Annotated in this window: 23 protein-coding genes; 11 read left to right on the plus strand and 12 right to left on the minus strand. The window is 71.3% G+C overall.

Translation table 11 applies throughout. The features are described 5' to 3' along the window. Positions 1-118: 118 nt before the first annotated feature. The gene (gene tyrS, locus N6H00_RS10070) at positions 119-1537 is read left to right on the plus strand and encodes a tyrosine--tRNA ligase (RefSeq protein ID WP_268971249.1); all 1419 of its coding nucleotides are present in this window, start codon (positions 119-121) and stop codon (positions 1535-1537) included. A gap of 209 nt (positions 1538-1746) precedes the next feature. On the opposite strand, the gene N6H00_RS10075 is transcribed toward tyrS, so the two are convergent. Next, on the minus strand, positions 1747-2031 hold the full coding sequence (locus N6H00_RS10075; RefSeq protein ID WP_268971250.1) for a GlsB/YeaQ/YmgE family stress response membrane protein: 285 nt from the start codon (positions 2029-2031) through the stop codon (positions 1747-1749). A gap of 224 nt (positions 2032-2255) precedes the next feature. Between N6H00_RS10075 and N6H00_RS10080 the strand changes: the two genes are divergently transcribed. Together N6H00_RS10080 and N6H00_RS10085 are read left to right on the plus strand one after the other, a co-directional pair. Next, positions 2256-2645, plus strand: coding sequence for a DUF3099 domain-containing protein (locus tag N6H00_RS10080; RefSeq protein WP_268971251.1), 390 nt, complete (start codon positions 2256-2258; stop codon positions 2643-2645). Between the two features lie 193 nt (positions 2646-2838). Continuing rightward, positions 2839-3075, plus strand: coding sequence for a hypothetical protein (locus tag N6H00_RS10085; protein ID WP_268971252.1), 237 nt, complete (start codon positions 2839-2841; stop codon positions 3073-3075). Between the two features lie 538 nt (positions 3076-3613). Here N6H00_RS10085 and moaA read toward each other — a convergent pair. The 3 genes from moaA to N6H00_RS10100 all read right to left on the minus strand — a co-directional run bounded on the left by moaA (position 3614) and on the right by N6H00_RS10100 (position 6731). Beyond that, positions 3614-4603 carry a GTP 3',8-cyclase MoaA gene (gene moaA, locus N6H00_RS10090; protein ID WP_268971253.1) on the minus strand — a complete coding sequence of 330 codons (990 nt, stop codon included), beginning with the start codon at positions 4601-4603 and terminating at the stop codon, positions 3614-3616. Positions 4604-4728: 125 nt separating this feature from the next. After that, positions 4729-6348: a solute symporter family protein gene (locus tag N6H00_RS10095; protein WP_268971254.1), complete on the minus strand. Its 1620-nt coding sequence runs from the start codon at positions 6346-6348 to the stop codon at positions 4729-4731. Next, entirely contained in the window at positions 6345-6731 is a 387-nt protein-coding gene (locus tag N6H00_RS10100) for a DUF485 domain-containing protein (RefSeq protein ID WP_268971255.1), read from the minus strand. The genes N6H00_RS10095 and N6H00_RS10100 overlap by 4 nt, the downstream gene beginning before the upstream one ends. A 709-nt stretch (positions 6732-7440) precedes the next feature. Here N6H00_RS10100 and N6H00_RS10105 point away from each other — a divergent pair. Together N6H00_RS10105 and N6H00_RS10110 are read left to right on the plus strand one after the other, a co-directional pair. After that, positions 7441-8982, plus strand: a complete 1542-nt coding sequence (locus N6H00_RS10105) for a S8 family peptidase (protein ID WP_268971256.1) — start codon at positions 7441-7443, stop codon at positions 8980-8982. Between the two features lie 63 nt (positions 8983-9045). After that, entirely contained in the window at positions 9046-9594 is a 549-nt protein-coding gene (locus tag N6H00_RS10110; RefSeq protein WP_268971257.1) for a hypothetical protein, read from the plus strand. On the opposite strand, the gene N6H00_RS10115 is transcribed toward N6H00_RS10110, so the two are convergent. Together N6H00_RS10115 and N6H00_RS10120 are read right to left on the minus strand one after the other, a co-directional pair. Continuing rightward, the gene (locus N6H00_RS10115; RefSeq protein WP_268971258.1) at positions 9569-10276 is read right to left on the minus strand and encodes a lysoplasmalogenase; all 708 of its coding nucleotides are present in this window, start codon (positions 10274-10276) and stop codon (positions 9569-9571) included. The two genes, N6H00_RS10110 and N6H00_RS10115, sit on opposite strands and share 26 nt — an antisense overlap. Next, entirely contained in the window at positions 10273-11151 is an 879-nt protein-coding gene (locus tag N6H00_RS10120; protein ID WP_268971259.1) for a sterol desaturase family protein, read from the minus strand. The genes N6H00_RS10115 and N6H00_RS10120 overlap by 4 nt, the downstream gene beginning before the upstream one ends. 190 nt (positions 11152-11341) lie before the next feature. Between N6H00_RS10120 and N6H00_RS10125 the strand changes: the two genes are divergently transcribed. From N6H00_RS10125 to N6H00_RS10145, 5 genes are all read left to right on the plus strand, one after another. Beyond that, positions 11342-12328, plus strand: coding sequence for a DEDDh family exonuclease (locus N6H00_RS10125; protein WP_268971260.1), 987 nt, complete (start codon positions 11342-11344; stop codon positions 12326-12328). Positions 12329-12391: 63 nt separating this feature from the next. Then, complete coding sequence (locus N6H00_RS10130; protein ID WP_268971262.1) at positions 12392-12625, plus strand: hypothetical protein; 234 nt, start codon at positions 12392-12394, stop codon at positions 12623-12625. Between the two features lie 78 nt (positions 12626-12703). Beyond that, complete coding sequence (locus N6H00_RS10135; protein WP_268971263.1) at positions 12704-13519, plus strand: SURF1 family cytochrome oxidase biogenesis protein; 816 nt, start codon at positions 12704-12706, stop codon at positions 13517-13519. A 29-nt stretch (positions 13520-13548) separates the two neighbouring features. Further along, positions 13549-15330 (plus strand): glycoside hydrolase family 15 protein, encoded by a 1782-nt coding sequence (locus N6H00_RS10140; protein WP_268971265.1) that lies wholly within the window; start codon positions 13549-13551, stop codon positions 15328-15330. A gap of 4 nt (positions 15331-15334) precedes the next feature. After that, a complete protein-coding gene (locus N6H00_RS10145) occupies positions 15335-16090 on the plus strand; it encodes an SDR family oxidoreductase (protein WP_268971266.1) in 756 nt (251 codons plus the stop codon). A gap of 883 nt (positions 16091-16973) precedes the next feature. Here the strand turns inward: N6H00_RS10145 and amaP are convergent. The 5 genes from amaP to N6H00_RS10170 all read right to left on the minus strand — a co-directional run bounded on the left by amaP (position 16974) and on the right by N6H00_RS10170 (position 19559). Continuing rightward, entirely contained in the window at positions 16974-17528 is a 555-nt protein-coding gene (amaP, locus tag N6H00_RS10150) for an alkaline shock response membrane anchor protein AmaP (RefSeq protein ID WP_268971267.1), read from the minus strand. Positions 17529-17535: 7 nt separating this feature from the next. Continuing rightward, positions 17536-18291, minus strand: a complete 756-nt coding sequence (locus N6H00_RS10155; RefSeq protein WP_268971268.1) for a DUF6286 domain-containing protein — start codon at positions 18289-18291, stop codon at positions 17536-17538. Beyond that, positions 18288-18731, minus strand: coding sequence for an Asp23/Gls24 family envelope stress response protein (locus N6H00_RS10160; protein WP_268971269.1), 444 nt, complete (start codon positions 18729-18731; stop codon positions 18288-18290). The genes N6H00_RS10155 and N6H00_RS10160 overlap by 4 nt, the downstream gene beginning before the upstream one ends. 64 nt (positions 18732-18795) lie before the next feature. After that, positions 18796-18987: a hypothetical protein gene (locus tag N6H00_RS10165; protein WP_030841226.1), complete on the minus strand. Its 192-nt coding sequence runs from the start codon at positions 18985-18987 to the stop codon at positions 18796-18798. A gap of 41 nt (positions 18988-19028) precedes the next feature. Further along, on the minus strand, positions 19029-19559 hold the full coding sequence (locus tag N6H00_RS10170) for an Asp23/Gls24 family envelope stress response protein (protein WP_268971270.1): 531 nt from the start codon (positions 19557-19559) through the stop codon (positions 19029-19031). Positions 19560-19752: 193 nt separating this feature from the next. Between N6H00_RS10170 and N6H00_RS10175 the strand changes: the two genes are divergently transcribed. After that, positions 19753-20604, plus strand: coding sequence for a nucleopolyhedrovirus P10 family protein (locus tag N6H00_RS10175; protein ID WP_268971271.1), 852 nt, complete (start codon positions 19753-19755; stop codon positions 20602-20604). A gap of 30 nt (positions 20605-20634) precedes the next feature. Here the strand turns inward: N6H00_RS10175 and N6H00_RS10180 are convergent, their stop codons facing one another. Further along, a complete protein-coding gene (locus N6H00_RS10180) occupies positions 20635-21081 on the minus strand; it encodes a response regulator (protein ID WP_443073200.1) in 447 nt (148 codons plus the stop codon).

Here is a 21081-nt window from a genome sequence, read left to right on the forward strand (position 1 = left end):
AGGACCGGCCGCTCGGGAGGACCGGCCGCCCCGGCCGGACGCCCCGGCCGGACGAATAGACTGGTCCACGCCTGTCCCGATCTCTTCCCTATCCGTTTCGTCTATCTCCAGGAACGCCATGACACGCCTCGGCGAATCCGTCGCCCGCGCCAGTGAGCTCCTCACCCAGGACCTCTCCTCCGACAAGACCGTCGAGCGGCTGCTCGAGGAGACGGGCTCGCGGCGCTATCTCGATCTGACGGACCTGTCGCCGCTGGAGCAGGCCGAGCTGATCGCGTCCCGTACGGTCGAGATCCTGCCGGGTGTGGAGGAGCTGGCCAAGCGGATCGAGGAGCGCGCCGGCGCCGGCCAGGGCCTGGGCATCAAGCTGGGCATCGACCCGACGGCCGCCGATGTGCACCTGGGCCATGTGGTGCCGATGATCATCCTCAACCGCTTCCAGCGGATGGGGCATGACGTCACCCTGCTGATCGGCGACTTCACGGCCAAGATCGGCGACCCGTCGGGCCGTACGGCGGAGCGCCCGCCGCTGACCGACGAGGACATCGCCCGGAACCTCGCGGGCTACCAGGACCAGGTCCGGCCCTTCTTCGACTTCGAGAAGGTCAGCTTCCGGCAGAACAGCGAGTGGCTGGCGCCGTTCACCTTCCCCGAGCTGCTGGGGCTGCTCTCCCAGGTGCCGGTCTCGCAGCTGCTCCAGCGCGAGGACTTCCGCAACCGGCTGGCCGCTGGCTCCGGCCTGACCATGTCCGAGCTGCTCTACCCGATCGCGCAGGCCCTGGACTCGGTGGCCCTGGACTGCGATGTGGAGCTGGGCGGCGCGGACCAGCTGCTCAATCTCCAGATGGGCCGCAAGCTGATGGAGCTGCGCGGGCAGCGGCCGCAGCTGGTGGTCACGATGCCGCTGATCGAGGGCACGGACGGCACCGGCGCGAAGATGTCCAAGTCCAAGGGCAACTACGTCGCGCTGTCCGCGACCGCCGACGACGTCTTCGGCAAGATCATGTCGATTCCGGACCGGCTGATGAAGCCGTACCTTCAGGCGTGGACCGAGTGGACGGACGCGGAGATCGCCACCGTGACCGCCCGGGTGGAGGACCGGTCACTGCATCCGATGGACCTGAAGAAGGTCCTGGCGGGTGAGGTGGTGGCGGCGCTGTACGGCGTCGAGAAGGCGATGGCGGCCCGTGCGGGCTTCGTCGCCCAGTTCTCCAAGAAGAGCTTCGCCGACGTCGGGACGCTGCCGGTGGTCGACGCCGGGGAGCACGGCGCCGAGTCCATCGCGACCGTGCTGAGCAAGGTGCTGGAGTTCCAGCCCAGCGCCTCGGCCGCCCGCCGGGTGGCCAAGCAGAACGGTCTGCGGCTGGTCGTCGAGACCGAGGGCGGTCAGGAGTCGGTGGTGCTGCCCGAGGCCCAGGCGGTGCGCCCGCTGGCCGAGGTGATCGCGGAGACGCTGGCGTCCACCGGGCTCACGGCGGACTCCGGCACGGTCTACCTCAAGGCCGGGCGCAAGATCGCCCAGGTGCGGGGGGTGTAGCCCGCCCGCTCCGCTACGACCCGAAAGCCCCCGTCAGGGGCCGAACCGGCGGCCGGTGCGCGTCTCCAGCACGTGCGCCGGCCGCCGCGCATATGGGCCGTATGCATATGGGCGTATGCACATGAACCGATGCGTATGTGGCGTGTGCGTACGGGCGTATGCGTACGGGCACCCTCACGACGCGCACCCCGCTCCCCGGCCGCCGGCGGTCAGGTCACACCCCGTCTGCGTCCGCCACTGCGGATGGTGTGCCACAGCGGAGTGCCCAGGGCGACGATCACCACGGCCCCCGCCAGCTGGAGCAGATGCCGGATCCAGTCGAAGCCCCCGGTGTGCCGGACCCCGATCCAGCCGGCCACCGCATTGCCCAGCATGCCGCCGAGGATGCCGTAGATGCAGGTGAGCCAGAGCGGAATGGCCTGTTTGCCGGGCAGGATCGCCCTGGCGATCACACCTAGGATCAGACCGACGATGATCGCCCATAGCCAGTTCATGTCGCCTCCTGACACGCGGCGAAGGGATGCGAAGGGACGCACATCCCTTCCAGTGTTCGGCCACTTCGGATACGGCGCACGCCGGAGGGCCGGTACGCCTTCTGGCGCACCCAGGACGACACCCGTCAGGACGCCCCGGTCTCGAACCGACAGCAGGCGCGGCGTAACGTTGAGTACGTCCCAGAGCGGGGGATGCCCGCTCGGCGAGCAGGTGGTGGAACGTGATGCGGAAGCAGGGCGGTACGGAGGTCTTCCGGATCACCGGAGCCCGGCAGGGTCTGGCCGACGACGTACGCGGCCGGCAGCGGCGTTATGTGATCTCGATGTCGGTGCGGACCGTCGCGGTCGTGCTGGCGGCGGTGTTGTGGAACGTGGAGCGGCATGTGGCCATCGTGGCCCTGGTGCTCGGCGCGGTGCTTCCGTACATCGCGGTGGTGATCGCCAACGCGGGCCGGGAGAACGCCACTTCCTTGCCCACCACCTTCATCCCGACCCCGCCCCGTCCGATGCTGATCGCCGGGCGCGGTGAGGAGCCGTCCGATTCCCGTGGGGCGGAATCCGTCCCGGAGGACCTCGGACATATCAGCGAACCTGGACGCGGCGAGCGCGGCTGACCTGCCAGGTTTTCGCAAGCTCAAGAAAACCTCAGATCAATCGCGCAGTTCCGGTGCACCGCGCCCTATCCCTCGTGACATACTGCGTACGCGCTCCGCATCCCCCGTCGGAGCGACGGACCGACGCCGGGCGGCTCCCCCCGTGGCTGCCCGGCGTCGCCATGTCCGGCGGGTCTTCCGTAGAGTCTGCGGTGTGAACACCCCTGAGACCACCGCCGAGACCGACACCCTGATCTGCTCCGCCAAGGGCTGCCGTGCCCCCGCCGTATGGGTGCTGGCCTGGAACAATCCCAAGATTCACACTCCGGAGCGGCGCAAGACCTGGCTGGCCTGCGAGGAGCACCGCGAGCATTTGTCGGAGTTCCTCGGGATGCGTGGCTTCCTCAAGGACGTGGTGACGCTGGAGGAGTGGTCGGCCGCCGACCACTGACACCGGTTCCGCAAGCTCAAGAAAACCTCAGATCAATCGCGCAGTTCCGGTGAGCCGTGCCCGGTGCCCCGTGCCATACTTCCTGGCGTTTCCGAAGCGCGCCCCTGCGGCAGGCCCGCTGCATCCGTTAGCGGACCTGTTGGAGGACCAAGGAGGAAGTGAGTGAGTGGTCGGAACGAGGCGAAGCCTCACGGGCGAAGGTGGACCGATGCCGAGAGGTGGCAGGTCGGTCTGGCAGTGGCGGGACTGTTCGTGGCGATCATCGCCACGGTGGAACAGTTCGTGCGGTAGCAGTCCCGCACATGAGACGGTCGCGACCGGATCCGTACACGCGGAAGCCCGGTCGGCAGATGGACGACCGGGCTTGTGAACCGCATTGAAGGGTCTGCCTCGGGATGCCGCCCGGGTCGGGCCCTTCAGTGTTGACACGAAGAATATATCGAACCCACATCACCGTGGAGCCGGTTCCGGTGGTTCCGGCGGTTCCGCCCAGGCGGCGGGGCCGCCCCGGAAGGAGTCAGCCGCCGATCGGCCGGTGTCAGCCGCCGATCGCCGACATCGGGCGGTCGGGCTGGAGGAACGACGGGTCGTCGAGCCCGGAACCGGCCTTCTTGCCCCACATCGCCAGCCGCCACAGCCGGGCGATCTCCTCGTCCGGGGCGCCGGAGCGCAGCGCTCCGCGCAGATCGGACTCCTCGCGGGCGAACAGACAGGTGCGCACCTGCCCGTCGGCGGTGAGCCGGGTGCGGTCGCAGGCGCGGCAGAAGGGGCGGGTGACGGAGGCGATGACGCCGACCCTGGCCGGGCCGCCGTCGACCAGCCAGCGCTCGGCGGGCGCCGAGCCGCGCTCCTCGTTCCCCTCGGGGGTGAGGGTGAAGCGGGTGCGCAGGCTCGCCAGGATGTCCCCGGCGGTGGTCATTCCCTCGCGCTTCCAGCCGTGCTGGGCGTCGAGTGGCATCTGCTCGATGAAGCGCAGCTCATAGCCGTTTTCCAGGGCCCAGGCGAGCAGCTCGGGGGCCTCGTCGTCGTTGAGTCCGGGCATCAGCACGGCGTTGACCTTCACCGGGGTCAGCCCGGCGGTGTGCGCCGCCTGGAGGCCGCGCAGCACATCGTCATGGCGCTTGCGCCGGGTCAGGGCCTGGAAGACCTCCGGGCGCAGCGTGTCGAGCGAGACATTGACCCGGTCCAGACCTACGTCGCGCAGGGCCTGGGCGGTGCGCTCCAGCCCGATGCCGTTGGTGGTGAGGGACATCTCGGGGCGCGGGGTGAGGGCCGCACAGCGCTCGACGATGCCGACCAGACCGGGGCGCAGCAGTGGCTCACCGCCGGTGAAGCGGACCTCGGTGACCCCGAGCTCGGTGACGGCGATCCGGATCAGCCGGACGATCTCGTCGTCGGTGAGCAGATCCGGTTTGGCGAGCCACTGCAGGCCCTCTTCCGGCATGCAGTAGGTGCAGCGCAGGTTGCAGCGGTCGGTCAGGGAGACACGCAGGTCGGTGGCTACGCGACCATAGGTGTCGATCAGCATGGTGCGGCCCCTCCGCGGTTGGCGTCGCGTGCACTGTGGTCAATTGTCCACGGTGGTCAATTGTCCTTCTCGCAGCGTACGTGACGGGTGTGACAGGGAGGGGCCGCACGAGTGGTTCAAGCGGCTCAGTGGGCGCCGTGTCCGGTGAGCGAGCGGACCTCCAGTTCGGCGTACTTGTCCTTGTCCGGCTCCTCCTTGGAGACCAGGGTGCCCACCCAGCCGAGCAGGAAGCCCAGCGGGATGGAGATCAGACCGGGGTTCTCCAGCGGGAACCAGTGGAAGTCCACATCCGGGAACATCGAGGTCTCCTTGCCCGAGACGACGGGCGAGAAGAGCACCAGGAAGACCGAGGAGATCAGTCCGCCGTAGATGGACCACAGCGCGCCCTGGGTGGTGAACCGCTTCCAGAACAGGCTGTACAGGATGGTTGGCAGGTTGGCGGAGGCGGCGACCGCGAAGGCGAGCGCCACGAGTCCGGCGACGTTGAGATCCCGTGCGAAGACCCCGAGGACGACGGCGACGGTGCCGATGCCGACGGTGGCCCAGCGGGCCGCCGAGATCTCCTCCTTCTGCGTCGCCTGGCCCTTGCGGATGACGTTGGCGTACAGGTCGTGGGCGAAGGAGGACGAGGAGGCGAGGGTGAGTCCGGCGACCACGGCGAGGATCGTCGCGAACGCCACCGCGGAGATCACCGCGAGCAGGATGGCCCCGCCGGTGGAGTTCGCCCCGCCGCCGACCTCCTCGGCGAGCAGCGGAGCGGCGGTGTTGCCGGACTTGTTGGAGGCGATGATGTCGTCGCGGTCGAGCAGCGCGGCGGCGCCGAAGCCCAGCGCGATGGTCATCAGGTAGAAGACGCCGATGATGCCGATGGCCCAGTTGACCGACTTACGGGCGGCCTGGGCGGTGGGCACGGTGTAGAAGCGGATGAGGATGTGCGGCAGTCCCGCGGTGCCCAGCACCAGGGCGATGCCGAGGGAGAGGAAGTCGAGTTTGCTGGTGGCGTTGATCCCGTACTTCAGCCCCGGCTCCAGGAACGACTCCCCGATGCCGCTGTTCTTGGCCGCCTCGCCGAGCAGCTCGGAGACGTTGAAGTGGAACTTCAGCAGCACCAGGAAGGTGATCAGGAGCGTGCCCGCGATCAGCAGTACGGCCTTGACCATCTGCACCCAGGTGGTGCCCTTCATGCCGCCGATGGTGACGTAGAGCATCATCACGACGCCGACGAGGACGACGATGAGGATCTTCCCCGCCTCGCTGGTGATGCCCAGCAGCAGGGAGACCAGCACGCCAGCGCCCGCCATCTGCGCCAGCAGATAGAAGATCGACACGACGATGGTGGAGACGCCCGCGGCGGTGCGCACCGGGCGCTGGCGCATCCGGTAGGCGAGGACGTCGCCCATCGTGTAGCGGCCGGAGTTGCGCAGCGGCTCGGCGACCAGCAGCAGGGCGACCAGCCAGGCGACGAGGAAGCCGATCGAGTACAGGAAGCCGTCGTAGCCGGAGAGGGCGATGGCGCCGGCGATGCCGAGGAAGGACGCGGCGGACATGTAGTCGCCGGAGATGGCGAGGCCGTTCTGGAAGCCGGAGAACTGGCGGCCGCCGGCGTAGAAGTCGGTGGCGTCCTTGGTCTGCCGGCCCGCCCATACGGTGATGGCGAGGGTGGCCAGGACGAAGACCGCGAAGAGCGTGACGATCAGCGGCCGGTTGTCCGAGGTGCTCCCGGCCGCGAGCAGATGGTGGCTCATGGACGCTCCTCCAGAGGGGTCTTGCCCGTACTGGGCTTGTCCAGACGGGACTTGATCGCCTCGGCGCGGGGGTCGAGCTTGGCGGCGGCGTGCCGGGAGTACCACCAGGCGATGAGGAAGGTGCTCAGGAACTGGGCGAGCCCGAACACCAGGGCCACGTTGACATGGCCGACGACCTTGGTGCCCATGAAGCCGTCCGCGTAGTTGGACAGCAGGACGTAGAGCAGGTACCAGCTGACGAACGCGATGGTGAGCGGGAAGGCGAACGAGCGGTGGGCACCGCGCAGTTCGCCGAACTCCGCGCTCGCTTGCACCTCGGCGTAGGGTGAACGGTCTTGTTGCCGCTGATCGTCGGGGCGATCGCTGGCCGGTGCGGTATCCACGGTCTCTCCTGGTGAGTGGGTCCGAGCGGGGATGGAAACGGCGGCGCGAAGTGATCCGGATCACGCATGGTAGGGCGACGCCGACCCGTACGACAGGGGCCGGTTGATTGAAAGAGGGATAAGAATTCGGCGGAGGGATCGGCTCCGGGTACTGTGGCGGGTTTTCTTCCGGAATGCATTGATGCCCGACCTTGATCAGCGATAGCTTCCTTCGTCATGTACCCGCCCAAGCGCGGACTGCGTTCGGGCGGCCCTCGAGGACGAAGTGGAGACCCCATGCCTCATCCGAGATCGGCTCCTCCAAGACCCGGACGGCGGGCTTTTGACGGCCCGTCGGCTCCGCACGCTCGCATGACCCCTTCACCACTCCCCGCCGTCTCTCCCCCGGTCCCGCGGCGTCCCGGGGCGTCACGACGGCGAGCGGGATCCGCGCCATGAGGGCGCGCACATTCGCTGGTGCGGATGACCCCGGCCGGACCACGGCCGTTGACCCGGCCCCCAGGACCGCCGCCCGCGCCCGGGGGCTCCGCGTCCCCCGAGTGGCGCGCTGAGCGCGCGTCCGCGCCCCCGGTCCGGAACGCTGTCGATCCAGCCCGGTCCGTCGGCCCAGGTCCCCCTCAGCCACGTTCCCGCCACGTCTGGCCCACGTGTCACCCCATCTCACCCCGCCCCACCGCGTCTCACCCACGTCGAGAGAACCGGAGTACCCATGACGCCGCGCCGCACCTCCCTGCCGCTGCGCACCGCCGCGATACCCGCCGCCATGGCGCTCACCACCGCGCTGGCCTTCCTGCCCACCACCGCCACCGCTCTCGGGCGGGACGGCGACGCCACCGCGGCCACCACGGCCACCACGGCCGACGGTCCGTCGCTGAGCTATGTCGTCAACACCCGTCCGGGGCAGGACCCGTCCCGGATCCGCAAGGCCATCACCCAGGCCGGCGGCACGGTGGTGGAGTCGTACGACCGGATCGGCGTCATCGTCGTCCACTCCGCCAACCCGGACTTCGCGAAGACCGTCCGTAAGGTCCGCGGCGTCGCCTCCGCCGGCAACACCCGCACCGCCCCGCTGCCCGCCCAGTCCACCGACGACATCGACACGCCGAAGCTGCTGAGCGAGAAGGAGCGGCAGGCGGTGGCGGCGAAGGCCTCGGCCGGGCAGGACCCGCTGGAGCCGCTCCAGTGGGATCTGCCGGCCATCAAGGCGGACAAGGCACATGAGAAGAGCCTGGGCAGCCGGAACGTCACCGTCGGGGTCATCGACACCGGCGTGGACGACACCCACCCCGATCTGGCGCCGAACTTCGACCGTAAGGCGTCCGTCAACTGTGTGACGGGCAAGCCGGACACCACCGACGGCGCCTGGCGGCCGAGCGCCGAGGAGTCCCCGCACGGTACGCATGTCGCGGGTGAGATCGCCGCCGCGAAGAACGGCATCGGCGTCACCGGGGTGGCCCCGGGCGTCAAGGTCTCCGGTATCAAGGTGTCCACGACCGGCGGGTTCTTCTACACCGAGGCGGTCGTCTGCGGCTTCGTCTGGGCCGCCGAGCACGGTGTGGACGTCACCAACAACAGCTATTACACCGACCCGTGGTACTTCAACTGCACCACGGACCCGGACCAGAAGGCCCTGGTCGAGGCGGTGCGCCGGGCCTCGTCGTACGCGGAGCGCAAGGGCGTGGTCAACGTGGCCGCGGCGGGCAACGAGAACTACGACCTGACCTCGGACACCATCACCGACCCGTCCAGCCCCAACGACACCACCCCCGGCGACCGGGAGGTGGACCCGAGCGTCTGCCTGGACATCCCGACCCAGCTGCCGGGCGTCGTCACCGTGGCCTCGACCGGCGCCAAGGGGCTCAAGTCCTCGTTCTCCAACTACGGCCTCGGGATCATCGACATCGCGGCCCCCGGCGGCGACAGCACCGCCTACCAGAAGCCGGAGCCCCCGGCGACCAGCGGCCTGATCTACAACACGCTGCCGGGCGGGCAGTACGGCTACATGGCGGGCACCTCGATGGCCTCGCCGCATGTGGCCGGCGTCGCGGCGCTCATCAAGAGCACCCATCCGCACGCCTCCGCCGCGCAGGTGAAGGCGCTGCTCAAGGCCGAGGCCGACGACATCGCCTGCCCGACCGAGTACGACATCGACGGCAACGGCACGGTCGACGCGGTGTGCGAGGGCGGTGAGCGGTACAACGGCTTCTACGGCGCCGGGCTCGCGGACGCCCTGGACGCCGTCGAGAAGTAACCGGCTGACACAATGCACGGGCCGCCGGGGCGACTTCGCTTCGGCGGCCCGTACGCGTCCCCCATGAAGCCGCGAGAGGACCTCGTTTCCGTGCACCCCCACGACCCCTGGGGACCGCTGCCCCCACGGCCGGCCTTCTCCCTGCTGATCCGGTTCGTACTGACCGTGCTGCTGCTGCCGGTGTGGTGGGTGCTGGTAGTGGTGATCTTCCTCGCCTTCATCGCCGCCGCCCTCGTGGGCGAGATCCTTACGGTGATCCCCGGGTTCGAGAGGGGCTTCCTCCGGCTGATGGACGCGTTCGGGGACAAGGTGGCGGTGTGGCCCGCCTGGTGCGTGACGCTCCCGGAGCTGCGGCACGAGGGCGACGCGGCCTTCTACCGGGCGCGGGTGGACCACCGCATCGCCACGTGGACCAGCAAGGAGCTGGCCGCCCAGAAGGCGCGGAAGGCACCGCCGCCGGGCCCGCACGACATCACGGTGCGCGAGTACCGCGGGGTGGGCGCGGGCTATGTCGTCCAGGCGGCCCGCGCCCAGGGCTGGGAGCTGAGCCATGACCGCCCCTCGGACCCGCTGCGCGTGGTCCGGCTCAGGCGGCTTCCCGTCCCGGCCTGACGAGCGCCCCTGCCGGCCCGGGGCGTGAGGCCCCGGCGCGTAGCGCCCCCGCCGTCAGCAGCCACTGGGCGGCGGCATAGGTGGCCATGATCCAGAACTGGGGCACCGGCGGCCGCGGCCAGTCGGCGAGCCCAGCCGCGATCAGGGTGTCGGAGAGCAGGAACAGCGCCCCGCCGAGCCCCGTCCACGGGCCCGCCCCGAGTGCGCCGAGGCCCATGGCCGTCAGCAGCAGGCTGTAGCCCGCGACGGGCAGCCGCAGTTCCGGCGCGAGACCGGGCCACAGCAGCGCCACCGTGCCCAGCCAGGCCGCCCCGTATCCGGCGGCCGCCCGGAGCGCCGTACGGCGCCGTACGGCACGGGCGAAGAGCGCCGGCCGGCAGCGGGTGAAGAGCGCCAGATAGCAGAGGTGTCCGGCCGCGAAGCAGCCCATTCCGGCCAGGAACGCGATCTCGCCGCCGATCTGCAACAGCACATCGCCGCCGCAGCCGCACAGCAGCGCGGCGGGGAGCGGCCACGGCCCGCCCCGCACCAGGGCCCAGGCGGCGAGGACGGGCATCAGGGCGGGTTTGGTGAGCCGGCCGGCGGTGGTGGCGCCCGCCAGGAGCGCGCCCAGGTGAACGGCGGTCAGCAGCGCGAAGCAGACCGGCAGGGCCCGCGCCGCGCGCCCGGCGGCGGCCGTCATCCCACGCGCTCGCCGGCCGGCTCCCGGCGCCCGGCCTCCGGGGCCGGTCCTGGCTGCCAGCCCGGCCCCCTGAAGACCCGGCCCGCCCGTTCGCGCCAGTCCCGCGCCGCCGCGATGTCGCGGGCGATGGCCGCGTACTCGTGCGTGGCCACGCGCAGCGGGTTGTAGGTGGCGATGTTCTTCGTCAGACCGTAGACGGGCCGCTCGGTCTCGGGGACGAACGACCGGAAGAGCCGGTCCCACACGATGAGGATGCCGCCGAAGTTGCGGTCCAGATAGCCCCCTTGGGAGGCGTGGTGGACACGGTGGTGCGAGGGGGTGTTGAACAGGAACTCCACGGGGCGCGGCAGGGTGCCGATCCGCTCGGTGTGGATCCAGAACTGGTAGACGAGGTTCGCCGACGAGCAGAACGCCACCGCCGCCGGATGCACCCCGAGCGCGATCATCGGCACGTAGAACGGCCATACCGTCCAGGTGGTCCACGGCTGCCGCAGGGCGGTGGTGAGGTTGAACTTGCGGCTGGAGTGGTGCACCACGTGGCACGCCCACAGGACGCGGACGACGTGGTGCCCGCGGTGCGACCAGTAGTACAAGAAGTCCTGGACGAGCAGCATCAGCGGCAGCGTCCACCACACCACCGGGACGCGCAGCGGGGTGAGTTCGTAGACGGCGGTATAGATCGCCACAATCGGGATCTTCCACACCAGGTCGAAGACGATGCTGCCGAGCCCCATGGTGACGCTGGTCGCGGCGTCCTTCACCGCGTAGCCCTCGGCGTCCTCGTCGGGGTGGAGGCGACAGCTCACCATCTCCACGACGGTGAGCAGGACGAAGGCCGGTATGGACCACAGCACGGCATTGGGCAGATGCGGCATGTCCGCAACATAGAACCGCCCGTAAGGCCACGGCTAGGGTTGGTTACCAACAAGTACGGTAGATGGTGTGTCAACAAGGCGATGGCTGCCCCAGGGGCTTCGCCCGACACCCCGTCAACCCCGAGGCCGCGCACGTCCCGACCGGCCCGCCCGTCAGGGCTGTCGGTGACGGCCCGTATCCTCATGGACCATGCTCGAAGACCCGACGGCAACCGCACCGCACCCCGTCCCGCCGTCCGCATGGCCGGCCAGCTATCCGCAGGGGTACGCGGTCGTCGACGTGGAGACCACCGGCCTCGCCCGCGACGACCGGATCGTCTCCGCGGCGGTCTATCAGCTCGACGCCCGGGGCGCGGTGCAGGACCACTGGTACACCCTGGTCAACCCGCAGCGCGATCCGGGCCCGGTGTGGATCCACGGCCTCACCGCGGAGATGCTCGCCGACGCCCCGCGCTTCCCCGAGATCGCCGGGGAGCTCTCCGAGCGGCTCGCCGACCGCGTCCTGGTCGCGCACAACGCCGCCTTCGACTGGTCGATGCTCGCCCGTGAGTACGCCCGCACCAAGAGCACCGCGCCCGTGCGGCAGCGGCTGTGCACCATCGCCCTCTCCAAGGAGCTGGGCCTTCCCCTGCCCAACCACAAGCTGGAGACCCTCGCCGCGCACTACGGCGTGGTCCAGCGGCGCGCCCACCACGCCCTGGACGACGCGCGGGTGCTCGCCGAGGCGTTCCGGCCCAGCCTCCTCCGGGCCGCCGCGACCGGGCTGCGCCTGCCGCTGCTGGCCTGCCAGCCGCTCACCGAGTGGTCCGACGGCCCGGCGATCGGCCACCAGCGGTCGTACCGGCAGACCTGGCGCCCCAGCCGGAAGCGCCCCGCCTGCCCCTATCCCAACCCCGGGCGCTACGAGCCGGGCGGGCAGCTGGTCCAGGGCATGCGGGTGGCGTTCTCCGGGGACACCTCGGTCGACCGCGAGCTGCTGGAGGACCGGGCGATCGAGGCCGGGCTGCACGTGGCCACCAGCGTCTCCCGGCTCACCAGCGTGCTGGTCACCAATGACCCCGAGTCGCCCACGTCCAAGACCGCCAAGGCCCGCTCCTTCGGCACGCCCATCATCGACGAGGCGGCCTTCATGCAGCTCCTCCAGGACGTCACCCCCGCGCCGCCGACAAACAGGTGAAGTCGGCGCGACGCGCCCGCCCGCCGCTCGCCCGCCACCGCGCGGGGCCGCACGCTGAGGCGCATGGCACGTTGTGAGGTCTGCGGAAACGACTACAGCATGGCGTTCGAGGTGCACGCGCAGGGCAGCGTGCACGTCTTCGACTGTTTCCAGTGCGCCATCCACCGTATGGCGCCCATCTGCGAACACTGCCGGGCCCAGATCATCGGGCAGGGCGTGGAGGCGGACGGCCAGTTCTACTGCTGTGCGCACTGCGCGCGGGCGGAAGGGAAGGTGGGCATCGTCGACCATGTGTGAACCCGGCCACCTGCGTGGATTGTCCCGGGGCCGCCCCCACCGGCCGAGGGACAATCCACGCCGAGTAGGGTCAAGGACGTGTACCGCTTCCTGTTGACCCGGCAGTGGGTGATCCTCACACTCGTGGCCCTGGCCCTGATCCCGACGATGATCAGGCTGGGTTTCTGGCAGCTGCACCGCCATGAACACCGGGTCGCGCAGAACCAGCTCATCGGGGACAACCTCGACGCCCCCGCCGTGGCCGTCGAGAAGCTCACCTCCTCCGGCCGTACCGTCCCGCGCGACGACACCTGGCGCACGGTGACCGCCACCGGCAGCTACGACACCGCCCACGAGGTCGTCGTCCGCCAGCGCACCGGCTCCGACGAGCAGTCCATCGGCTACTTCGTGCTCACCCCGCTGCTGCTCCCCGACGACCGCGCGGTCCTGGTCAACCGGGGCTGGATCCCGGCCGGCACGGACCTCACCCGATTCCCCGACGTGCCGGCCGCCCCCTCCGGCAAGGTCACCGTCACCGGCCGGCTGAAGGCCGACGAGACCACCGGCAACAGCGGCATCAAGGACAAGCAGGGGCTGCCGCCGCGCCAGGTCTCGCTGATCAACAGCGAACAGCAGGCGAAGGTCCTGTCCCGGCCCGTCCTGGGCGGCTACATCGAGCTCACCTCGTCCTCCCCCAAGGGCGGCGGCAAGCAGCCCCAGCCGGTCGCCGCGCCCAACCACAGCGACATCGGCCCGCACATGGCCTACGCCATCCAGTGGTGGCTGTTCTCCGCCGGTGTGCCCATCGGCTGGGTGGTGCTGGCCCGCCGCGAGCGCCGGGACCGCGCCGAGGAGGCCGCGAAGGCCGCCGCGGCCACCCCCGAGAAGGTCCCGGCCACGGCCTCGGCGGACTAGCGTCCCGCTTCCCGGGAAGGCGTCCCGACATGGCTCAGCGCATCGACGACTACGCCCTCATCGGTGACCACCAGACGGCGGCCCTGATCAGCCGCCATGGCTCGATCGACTGGCTGTGCCTGCCCCGCTTCGACTCACCGGCCTGCTTCGCCGCGCTCGTCGGCGACCACGACAACGGGCACTGGCGGCTCGCCCCCAAGGGCGCGGGCGACTGCACCCGCCGCCGCTACCTCGACGACTCCCTCGTCCTGGAGTCGGTCTGGGAGACCGGGACGGGCACGGTCAAGGTCATCGACTTCATGCCGCAGCGCGACCGCGCCCCCGACGTCGTCCGCATCGTCGAGGGCGTCTCCGGCAGCGTCGAGATGCTCGGCGTCCTCCGGCTGCGCTTCGACTACGGCCGGGTCATCCCCTGGATGCGCCGCACCGACGGCCACCGGATCGCGGTCGCCGGACCCGACTCCGTATGGCTGCGCTCGGAGCCCGAGGTCCGCACCTACGGCAAGGACTTCAGCACCCGCTCCGAGTTCACCGTCTCGGCCGGGGACCGGGTGGCCTTCGTGCTCACCTGGCACCCCTCCCACGAGCCCCGCCCTCAGCTCGTCGACCCGTACGACTCCCTCCGCTCCAGCCTGGCGGACTGGCGCGACTGGGCCGCCCGCTGCCGCTACCAGGGCCCGTACCGGGATGCCGTCATGCGCTCCCTGATCACCCTCAAGGCGCTCACCTACGCGCCGAGCGGCGGTATCGTCGCGGCCCCCACCACCTCGCTGCCCGAGGAGCTCGGCGGGGTCCGCAACTGGGACTACCGCTACTGCTGGCTGCGCGACTCCACCCTCACCCTGAACGCCCTGCTGCGCGCCGGCTACCAGGAGGAGGCCGCCGCCTGGCGCGACTGGCTGCTGCGGGCGATCGCCGGCGACCCGGCCGAGCTACAGATCATGTACGGCCTCGGGGGCGAGCGCCGCATCCACGAACACGAGCTCCCCTGGCTGGAGGGGTACGACCGCTCGGCACCCGTCCGGGTCGGCAACGGCGCGGTCGACCAGCGCCAGCTCGACGTCTACGGCGAGGTGCTCGACACCTTCCACCTGGCCCGCGCCGCGGGGCTGCCCGCCGAACCGCACGCCTGGAAGATCCAGACCGCGCTCATGGACTTCCTGGAGTCCGCCTGGCGCGACCCCGACGAGGGGCTGTGGGAGGTCCGCGGGCCTCGCCGTCACTTCGTCCACTCCAAGGTCATGGCCTGGGTCGCCGCCGACCGCGCCGTCCGCGCCCTCGAGGCCCACCCCGAGCTGAGCGGCGACGCGGACCGCTGGCGCGCCATGCGCGACGCCGTCCACCAGGAGGTCTGCGAAAAGGGCTACGACCCCGCGCGGTCCACCTTCACCCAGTCCTACGGGTCCGCCGAGCTGGACGCCGCGACCCTGCTCATCCCCCGCGTCGGCTTCCTCCCCGCCACCGACCCCCGCGTCACCGGCACCATCGACGCGATCCGCCGCGAACTCAGCGAGGACGGCCTGATCCGCCGCTACACCACCGACGGCGGTGTGGACGGCCTCCCCGGCTCCGAGGGCGCCTTCCTCGCCTGCTCCTTCTGGCTCGCCGACGCCCTCCAGCTGGCCGGCCGCCACAAGGACGCCCGGACGCTCTTCGAACGCCTCCTCACGTTCCGCAACGACGTCGGACTCCTCGCCGAGGAGTACGACCCGGCGGCCGGCCGGCAGCTCGGCAACTTCCCCCAGGCGTTCAGCCACATCGGACTGGTGGGGACCGCCCTCACCCTCGCGGAAGGGCCCAGGGCAGACTGACCCCATGGATCTTGGACTCAAAGACCGCGTGTACATCGTCACCGGGGCCACCCGCGGGCTCGGCCTCGCGACCGCCCGTGAGCTGATCGCCGACGGCGCGAAGACCGTCATCACCGGCCGCGACGCCGACACGGCAGCCGCCGTCGCCGCCGACCTCGGCCCGAACGCCGTCGGCGTCGCCGCCGACAACGCCGACCCCGAGGCCGCGGCCCGTCTGATCGCCACCGCCCGCGAGCGCTTCGGCGGCTTCGACGGCATCCTCATCAGCGTCGGCGGCCCGCCGGCCGGGTTCACGGCCGACCTCACCGACGCCCAGTGGCAGAGCGCCTTCGACTCCGTCTTCCTCGGCGCCGTCCGCCTCGCCCGCACCGCCGCCGAGCAGCTCTCCTCCGGCGGCGTGATCGGCTTCGTCCTCTCCGGCTCCGTCCGCGAGCCGATCCCCGGCCTCACCATCTCCAACGGCCTGCGGCCGGGCCTCGCCGGTTTCGCGAAGTCCCTCTCCGTCGAGCTCGGCCCCCGCGGCATCCGCGTCCTGGGCCTCCTCCCGGGCCGCATCGCCACCGACCGCGTACGCGAGCTCGACAGCCTCTCCGGCGACGCGGACGCGGCACAGGAGCGGGCCTCGGCGGCGATTCCGCTGCGGCGGTACGGGACACCGGAGGAGTTCGGCAAGTCCGCCGCGTTCCTCCTCTCCCCGGCCGCGTCGTACCTCACCGGCCTGATGCTCCCCGTGGACGGCGGCGCCCTCCACGGCATCTGAGCGGCTCCACCCCGGCCGCATGGGCTCCCCCCAGCCCCGGTGCCGCCTGCGTCCCCGCCGGACCTCCGGATGCGGACCGTGGACGCCTCCGGCGACCGTCCCCCACCCCACCCCTCCCCGAACCGAGGGGCTCCCCCCGGCCCCCGCTAGCGACGGCCGACGAGACGGGAGGGGACGGGGGCCGCACCCACCCCACCGGACGAAGCCGAGACCGGGCATCGGAACCACCGGGGGCGGTCGCCGACGAGGCAGGAAGCGGCGGGGGCCGCGCCCATCCCACCGGACAAAGCCGGAACCGGTCACGCGTCCGGGACGAAGACGAGAACGAACGGGGCCGCACCCACCCCCCCAAACGCACCCGCCACCGGGCAGGTGTCCGGGGTCACCGGGGGGCGGCCGCCGACGAGACGAGAGGGGACGGGGCCGCACCCACCCCACCGGCGAACCCGGCACCAGGCAGGCACCCGGGACCACCGGGGCGCGACGCCAACGAAGACGAGAACGAACGGGGCCGCACCCACCCCACCGGCGAACCCGGCACCAGGCAGGCACCCGGGACCACCGGGGCGCGACGCCAACGAAGACGAGAACGGACGGGGCCGCACCCACCCCCCGGACGTATCCGCCACGGGGCAGGTGTCCGGGGTCACCGGGGGGCGGTCGCCGGCGAGACGGGAGGGGGCGGGGTCGGAGGGGCGGGGTCCTGGACGCTTACGTGTATTTGTGGCGCCAATCTCCGGCCCACCCCACGTTCAACTGTCGTCGGCGCCGTAAATATACGGTCCAGGACCCCGCCCCGGAGGCCCCGCACCCGCACCCACCCACGCAACCGACCGCGCACCCCACGGCAACCCCGCCCCAGGGGCACCCCCGCCCCGCAGAGCTACCGCGCCCGCTCCGCCCCGTGCCGCGCCACCCGCACCCGCACCTCCGCCGGCAGCCGCTCCAGCCCCGCCGAGCCCCGCGCACGCTCCAGGACCTCCGCCCGCAGCCCGTCCAGCGTGAGCTTCGGCTCCGCGCCCGGCTCCAGCACCAGCCCCATCCGGGCCTCCGGTGTGGTCCGCCGGCCGCGCAGCAGCACATGGGCCCGCTCCACGCCGTCCAGCGACTCCGCGTCCGCCAGCAGCGCCGCCTCCAGGGCCCGCCCCCGCAGCAGCGCGCCCTCGCCATCGCCCGTCTCCACCAGCACCTCATGCAGCCGGCGTCGCCGCAGCTGTGCCAGGAACCAGCACAGCGCGAGCACGAACAGCACCGCCAGCGCCGCGATGACGGCCGGCCACCACCACCCGGCGTCCCGCCAGCGCGTCCGGTCCGCCCGGCTGAGCAGCACATCGTCCCGTCCGTCGAACGGCGGCCACCCGGCCAGGACCACCGCTCCCACCCCGGCCAGCACCAGACCCAGGACGCCCAGCAGCACCCGGTTGACGACGCTCAGCATGGCCCGCTCACCTCGTCTTCGACTTCGCCGACCGCCGGACATGGACGGACAGGGCGGGCCGCCGGGCCAGGCCCAGCTGCCGGATGCCCTCGTGGAGGGCGGCATCCAGATCCGCCCGCACCTCGTCGAGATCGCGGAAGTGGGCCAGCGCGCGGGCCCTGATCCGCCGACGGCCGACGTCGACGCGGGCCGACCGCACACCGGGCACCTCCATCGCCCGGTCCCGCAGCACCAGCCCCGCCGAGGCCCGGTCGATCCCCGCCCGAACGCCATCCGCGCCCCCGGCGCCGGCCCCGGCCGCACCCCCAGCAGACGCCTCCGCACCCGCACCCGCACCCGCACCCGCACCCGCACCCGCACCCGCACCCGCACCCGCACCCGGCGAACGCATAGGGAGCACCCCGCGCATCCCCGGCGTCATCGCGAGGACCACCATCCACACCCCCAGCGCGGCCAGCAGCGCCGCCCCGCCCATGACCCACACGTCGTCCAGCGGCCGCGAGGCGAGTTGCGCGGCGAGCCAATCCCGCCAGCGCATCGCAGACCAGCCCGAGCGCACGGCCGCCACGTCGTACAGCAACAGCCCGGCGACGGCGGCTGTGACCAGGGCGACGATCCCGGCCGGTACCCGCCGCACGGACCAGAAGCGCCTCACCCGAACGGGCGGATCTCCGTACTCCGCGCCGGAGCCCGCCCCCGTCCGCTCCCCCGCGCCGTACGCCGACGCCGACGTGGACTGACGCATCTTCTGGTCCGCGTTCATCGCACCCTGTCCCTCCCCCGCCGCACCTTCTGCTCCGGGCGCTCCCACCGCGGCACATGCAGCCGTTCGACCGTCACGACGACCTCGGGCACCTCCATGCCCGTCAACTCGCCTACCCGTTCGATCACCCGGCGACGCACCGCACCGCAGTGCGCCCCGATGTCCGAGGGATAGCCGAGCTCGACAGCGACCCGGATCCGCGCGACACCCCCGCGCACCACCGCGACAGCGTTCGGCCGAGCGACGGCGGCGTCGGTAAGACCGTCAGCAAGGCCGTCAGCAAGACCGACATCCGCAGCGCCGACGGCACCGGCAGCCCCCACGGCACCCACGGCACCCACGGCACCCACACGCAACGCCTCCCGCGCCGCCCGCGCGGCGATCTTCGCAACGACCCGATCCGCGATCCGCGTCGCACCCCGCTCACCCGGCTCGACCACAACGCGTCCTTACGGTCGTCACGGCCACCTCTGCCGTCATGATCCCTGTCGTCATGGTGTTCATTCACCGCCGCCGTTCGTCACGGCCACGGGAACGGAAGAAGTCGCCCGGTTCCAGATCACCGTCCAGGAACCGGCCGACGATGAACCCGACGGCGCCCAGCGCCGCCACCAGCAGAAAGGCCCCGAAACCACCGAAGTAACCGGCGAAAGCCAGCGCCATCCCCGCGATCATCCCGACCACGGCCATGCTCATCGTGTGCTCCCCTGCTGGAGCCAACCGGAACCGCCTCCGGACTACTGAAGCCGCGGCTCCGGCGCTTCCTCTTCTTCGTCCGGCAACTTCACATCGCTGACCGCGATATTGACCTCGACCACCTCGAGGCCGGTCATCCGCTCGACCGCCGCGATCACGTTCTCCCGCACAGCCCGTGCGACATCGGAGATGGAGACCCCGTAGTCCACCACGATCTCCAGGTCGAGGGCCGTCTGCACCTCCCCCACCTCCGCCTTCACCCCTCGGGTGACCGACCGGCCGCCGGGCACCCGGTCCCGTACGACCCCGAAGGTGCGCGCGAGACCGCCGCCCATCGCATGGACGCCGACCACATCCCGGGCCGCCATACCAGCGATCTTCTCGACGACGCCATCGGCGATGGTGGTACGCCCCCGCGAGGCGGGGTCGCCACCGCTCCGCCGGGTCCGGTCGGGGGTCCCGGGGGCGGTGCCGCCTCCGGCGCCACTCCCGGCACCCAGCGTCTTGGGTGTACCGGCGGCGGGCTCCGTGGCGGGGTTCTCGGGTCGGTTCCGTGGTGCGGTCTCGGACATCACCGATCGTTCCTTCCGAGGCGGAGAGCGGCTGAAGCGGTCAAATCAGCCAAAGCGACCGAAGTACGGTGTTTTCCACTCGCTCTACTTGCCAGCCTAAAGGCGCTTTCCCCGAACCGCTCCGGAGATGCGGCACTCGCGCGATCGATACGGCAGGCTGAGAGCAGGAGCACGTACGGCGCCAAGAGGTGACATGGTGGTCACGGACCGGCTCGCGCAGACCGTAAGGGAGCAGTTGCGGCTCGGCCGGCTGCTGCCCCTGGGTGGGCCGGAGGACGGCTCCTGGATCACCGAGCACGCGGCGAGCGAGGTGCTCGGGCGGGCCGCGCACGAGGTTACGGACGCACGTCTGGAAGCGCTCCGGATCGGCCCTGCCGACCCCGACACCGCCTCCACACCGGCCGTTCCGCCCCCGCCGAGCGCGCTGCCGCCGGGCCCCCTGCGTATCGCGGCGGAGTGCGGCGCGACGCTGGAGGAAGCGCTTCCGGTGACGGCGGACCGGCTGCGCGAGGTACTGCTCGACGAGGCGGCGGACCGGCTGGGCCTCCTGGTGGAGGCAGTGGACGTACGGGTGACGAAGGTGCTGGAGGAACCCCAAACCCCACAACACCACCCCCAGGCGCCGGCGGAACCCCAAACCCCACAACACCACCCGAAGGCGCCGACGGAACCCCAAACCCCACAACACCACCCGAAGGCGCCGACGGAACCCCAGCCCCCACAACACCACCCACCACAACCGCAACCCACACCACGGCCGACCACCGAGCGTCCCGAGCCCCCCGACCGCGCCACCTCCGTGCCCGACCCCGCCACCCGCGCCGCCGCCTCCGTGCCCGGCGTCGCCCGCCTCACGCCCGTGCTGGGCTCGTCCCGCGCCGTACGGATCGAGGGCGCGCACATCCGGATCGAGCTGGCCGTGGCGGCGGGCCACCGCGCCCTGGACGTGGCGAGGGCGGTGCGGACGGCGGTGGCCGAGGCGGTCCCGCCCCCGGAAGACCAGCCGACCACGGTGGCCGTCCTGGTCACCGCCGTGGACCCCTGACCACCCGTGGACCCCCGACCACCCGCACGATCAACGCTCGGCGCGGTGCTTCCGCAGCTCCTCGACGGTGCGTTCCAACTCCGCCACCCGATCGGCCAGCTGCTCGCTCCGCGCCTCGAGCCGACGGTTCTTACGGTGCATCTCCAGGAAGACGTTGACCTTCGTCCGCAGGAGCCAGGGGTCGAAGGGTTTGGTGAGGAAGTCGGCGGCCCCGATCGCATAGCCCCGGTAGGCGTAGTCGGAGTCGGCGTCGGTCCCGGTCAGCAGGATGATCGGCACGTCCTTGGTCTGGTCGAGCCGCTTGATGTTGGCGGCGGTCTCGAAGCCGTCCATGCCCGGCATCAGCACATCGAGCAGAACGACGGCGAAGTCCTGCCGCAGCATCGCCTTCAGTGCCTCCTCGCCGGAGCGGGCGCGGACGAGCTGCTGATCGAGCGGGCCGAGGACGGCCTCCAGCGCGATCAGGTTCTCCTCCAT

It is taken from the genome of Streptomyces sp. S465, from assembly GCF_026898115.1.
GTDB lineage: Bacteria > Actinomycetota > Actinomycetes > Streptomycetales > Streptomycetaceae > Streptomyces > Streptomyces luomodiensis.

Coding starts and splice junctions, on each gene's coding strand:
- N6H00_RS10165 (WP_030841226.1), bottom strand. CDS start 18,987: ATGAGCATGGCCGTGGTCGGGATGATCGCGGGGATGGCGCTGGCTTTC.
- N6H00_RS10080 (WP_268971251.1), top strand. CDS start 2,256: ATGCGGAAGCAGGGCGGTACGGAGGTCTTCCGGATCACCGGAGCCCGG.
- tyrS (WP_268971249.1), top strand. CDS start 119: ATGACACGCCTCGGCGAATCCGTCGCCCGCGCCAGTGAGCTCCTCACC.
- N6H00_RS10175 (WP_268971271.1), top strand. CDS start 19,753: ATGGTGGTCACGGACCGGCTCGCGCAGACCGTAAGGGAGCAGTTGCGG.
- N6H00_RS10145 (WP_268971266.1), top strand. CDS start 15,335: ATGGATCTTGGACTCAAAGACCGCGTGTACATCGTCACCGGGGCCACC.
- N6H00_RS10125 (WP_268971260.1), top strand. CDS start 11,342: ATGCTCGAAGACCCGACGGCAACCGCACCGCACCCCGTCCCGCCGTCC.
- N6H00_RS10140 (WP_268971265.1), top strand. CDS start 13,549: ATGGCTCAGCGCATCGACGACTACGCCCTCATCGGTGACCACCAGACG.
- N6H00_RS10115 (WP_268971258.1), bottom strand. CDS start 10,276: ATGACGGCCGCCGCCGGGCGCGCGGCGCGGGCCCTGCCGGTCTGCTTC.
- N6H00_RS10075 (WP_268971250.1), bottom strand. CDS start 2,031: ATGAACTGGCTATGGGCGATCATCGTCGGTCTGATCCTAGGTGTGATC.
- N6H00_RS10095 (WP_268971254.1), bottom strand. CDS start 6,348: ATGAGCCACCATCTGCTCGCGGCCGGGAGCACCTCGGACAACCGGCCG.
- N6H00_RS10180 (WP_443073200.1), bottom strand. CDS start 21,081: ATGGAGGAGAACCTGATCGCGCTGGAGGCCGTCCTCGGCCCGCTCGAT.
- N6H00_RS10170 (WP_268971270.1), bottom strand. CDS start 19,559: ATGTCCGAGACCGCACCACGGAACCGACCCGAGAACCCCGCCACGGAG.
- N6H00_RS10155 (WP_268971268.1), bottom strand. CDS start 18,291: ATGAACGCGGACCAGAAGATGCGTCAGTCCACGTCGGCGTCGGCGTAC.
- N6H00_RS10110 (WP_268971257.1), top strand. CDS start 9,046: ATGAAGCCGCGAGAGGACCTCGTTTCCGTGCACCCCCACGACCCCTGG.
- N6H00_RS10120 (WP_268971259.1), bottom strand. CDS start 11,151: ATGCCGCATCTGCCCAATGCCGTGCTGTGGTCCATACCGGCCTTCGTC.
- N6H00_RS10130 (WP_268971262.1), top strand. CDS start 12,392: ATGGCACGTTGTGAGGTCTGCGGAAACGACTACAGCATGGCGTTCGAG.
- N6H00_RS10105 (WP_268971256.1), top strand. CDS start 7,441: ATGACGCCGCGCCGCACCTCCCTGCCGCTGCGCACCGCCGCGATACCC.
- moaA (WP_268971253.1), bottom strand. CDS start 4,603: ATGCTGATCGACACCTATGGTCGCGTAGCCACCGACCTGCGTGTCTCC.
- amaP (WP_268971267.1), bottom strand. CDS start 17,528: ATGCTGAGCGTCGTCAACCGGGTGCTGCTGGGCGTCCTGGGTCTGGTG.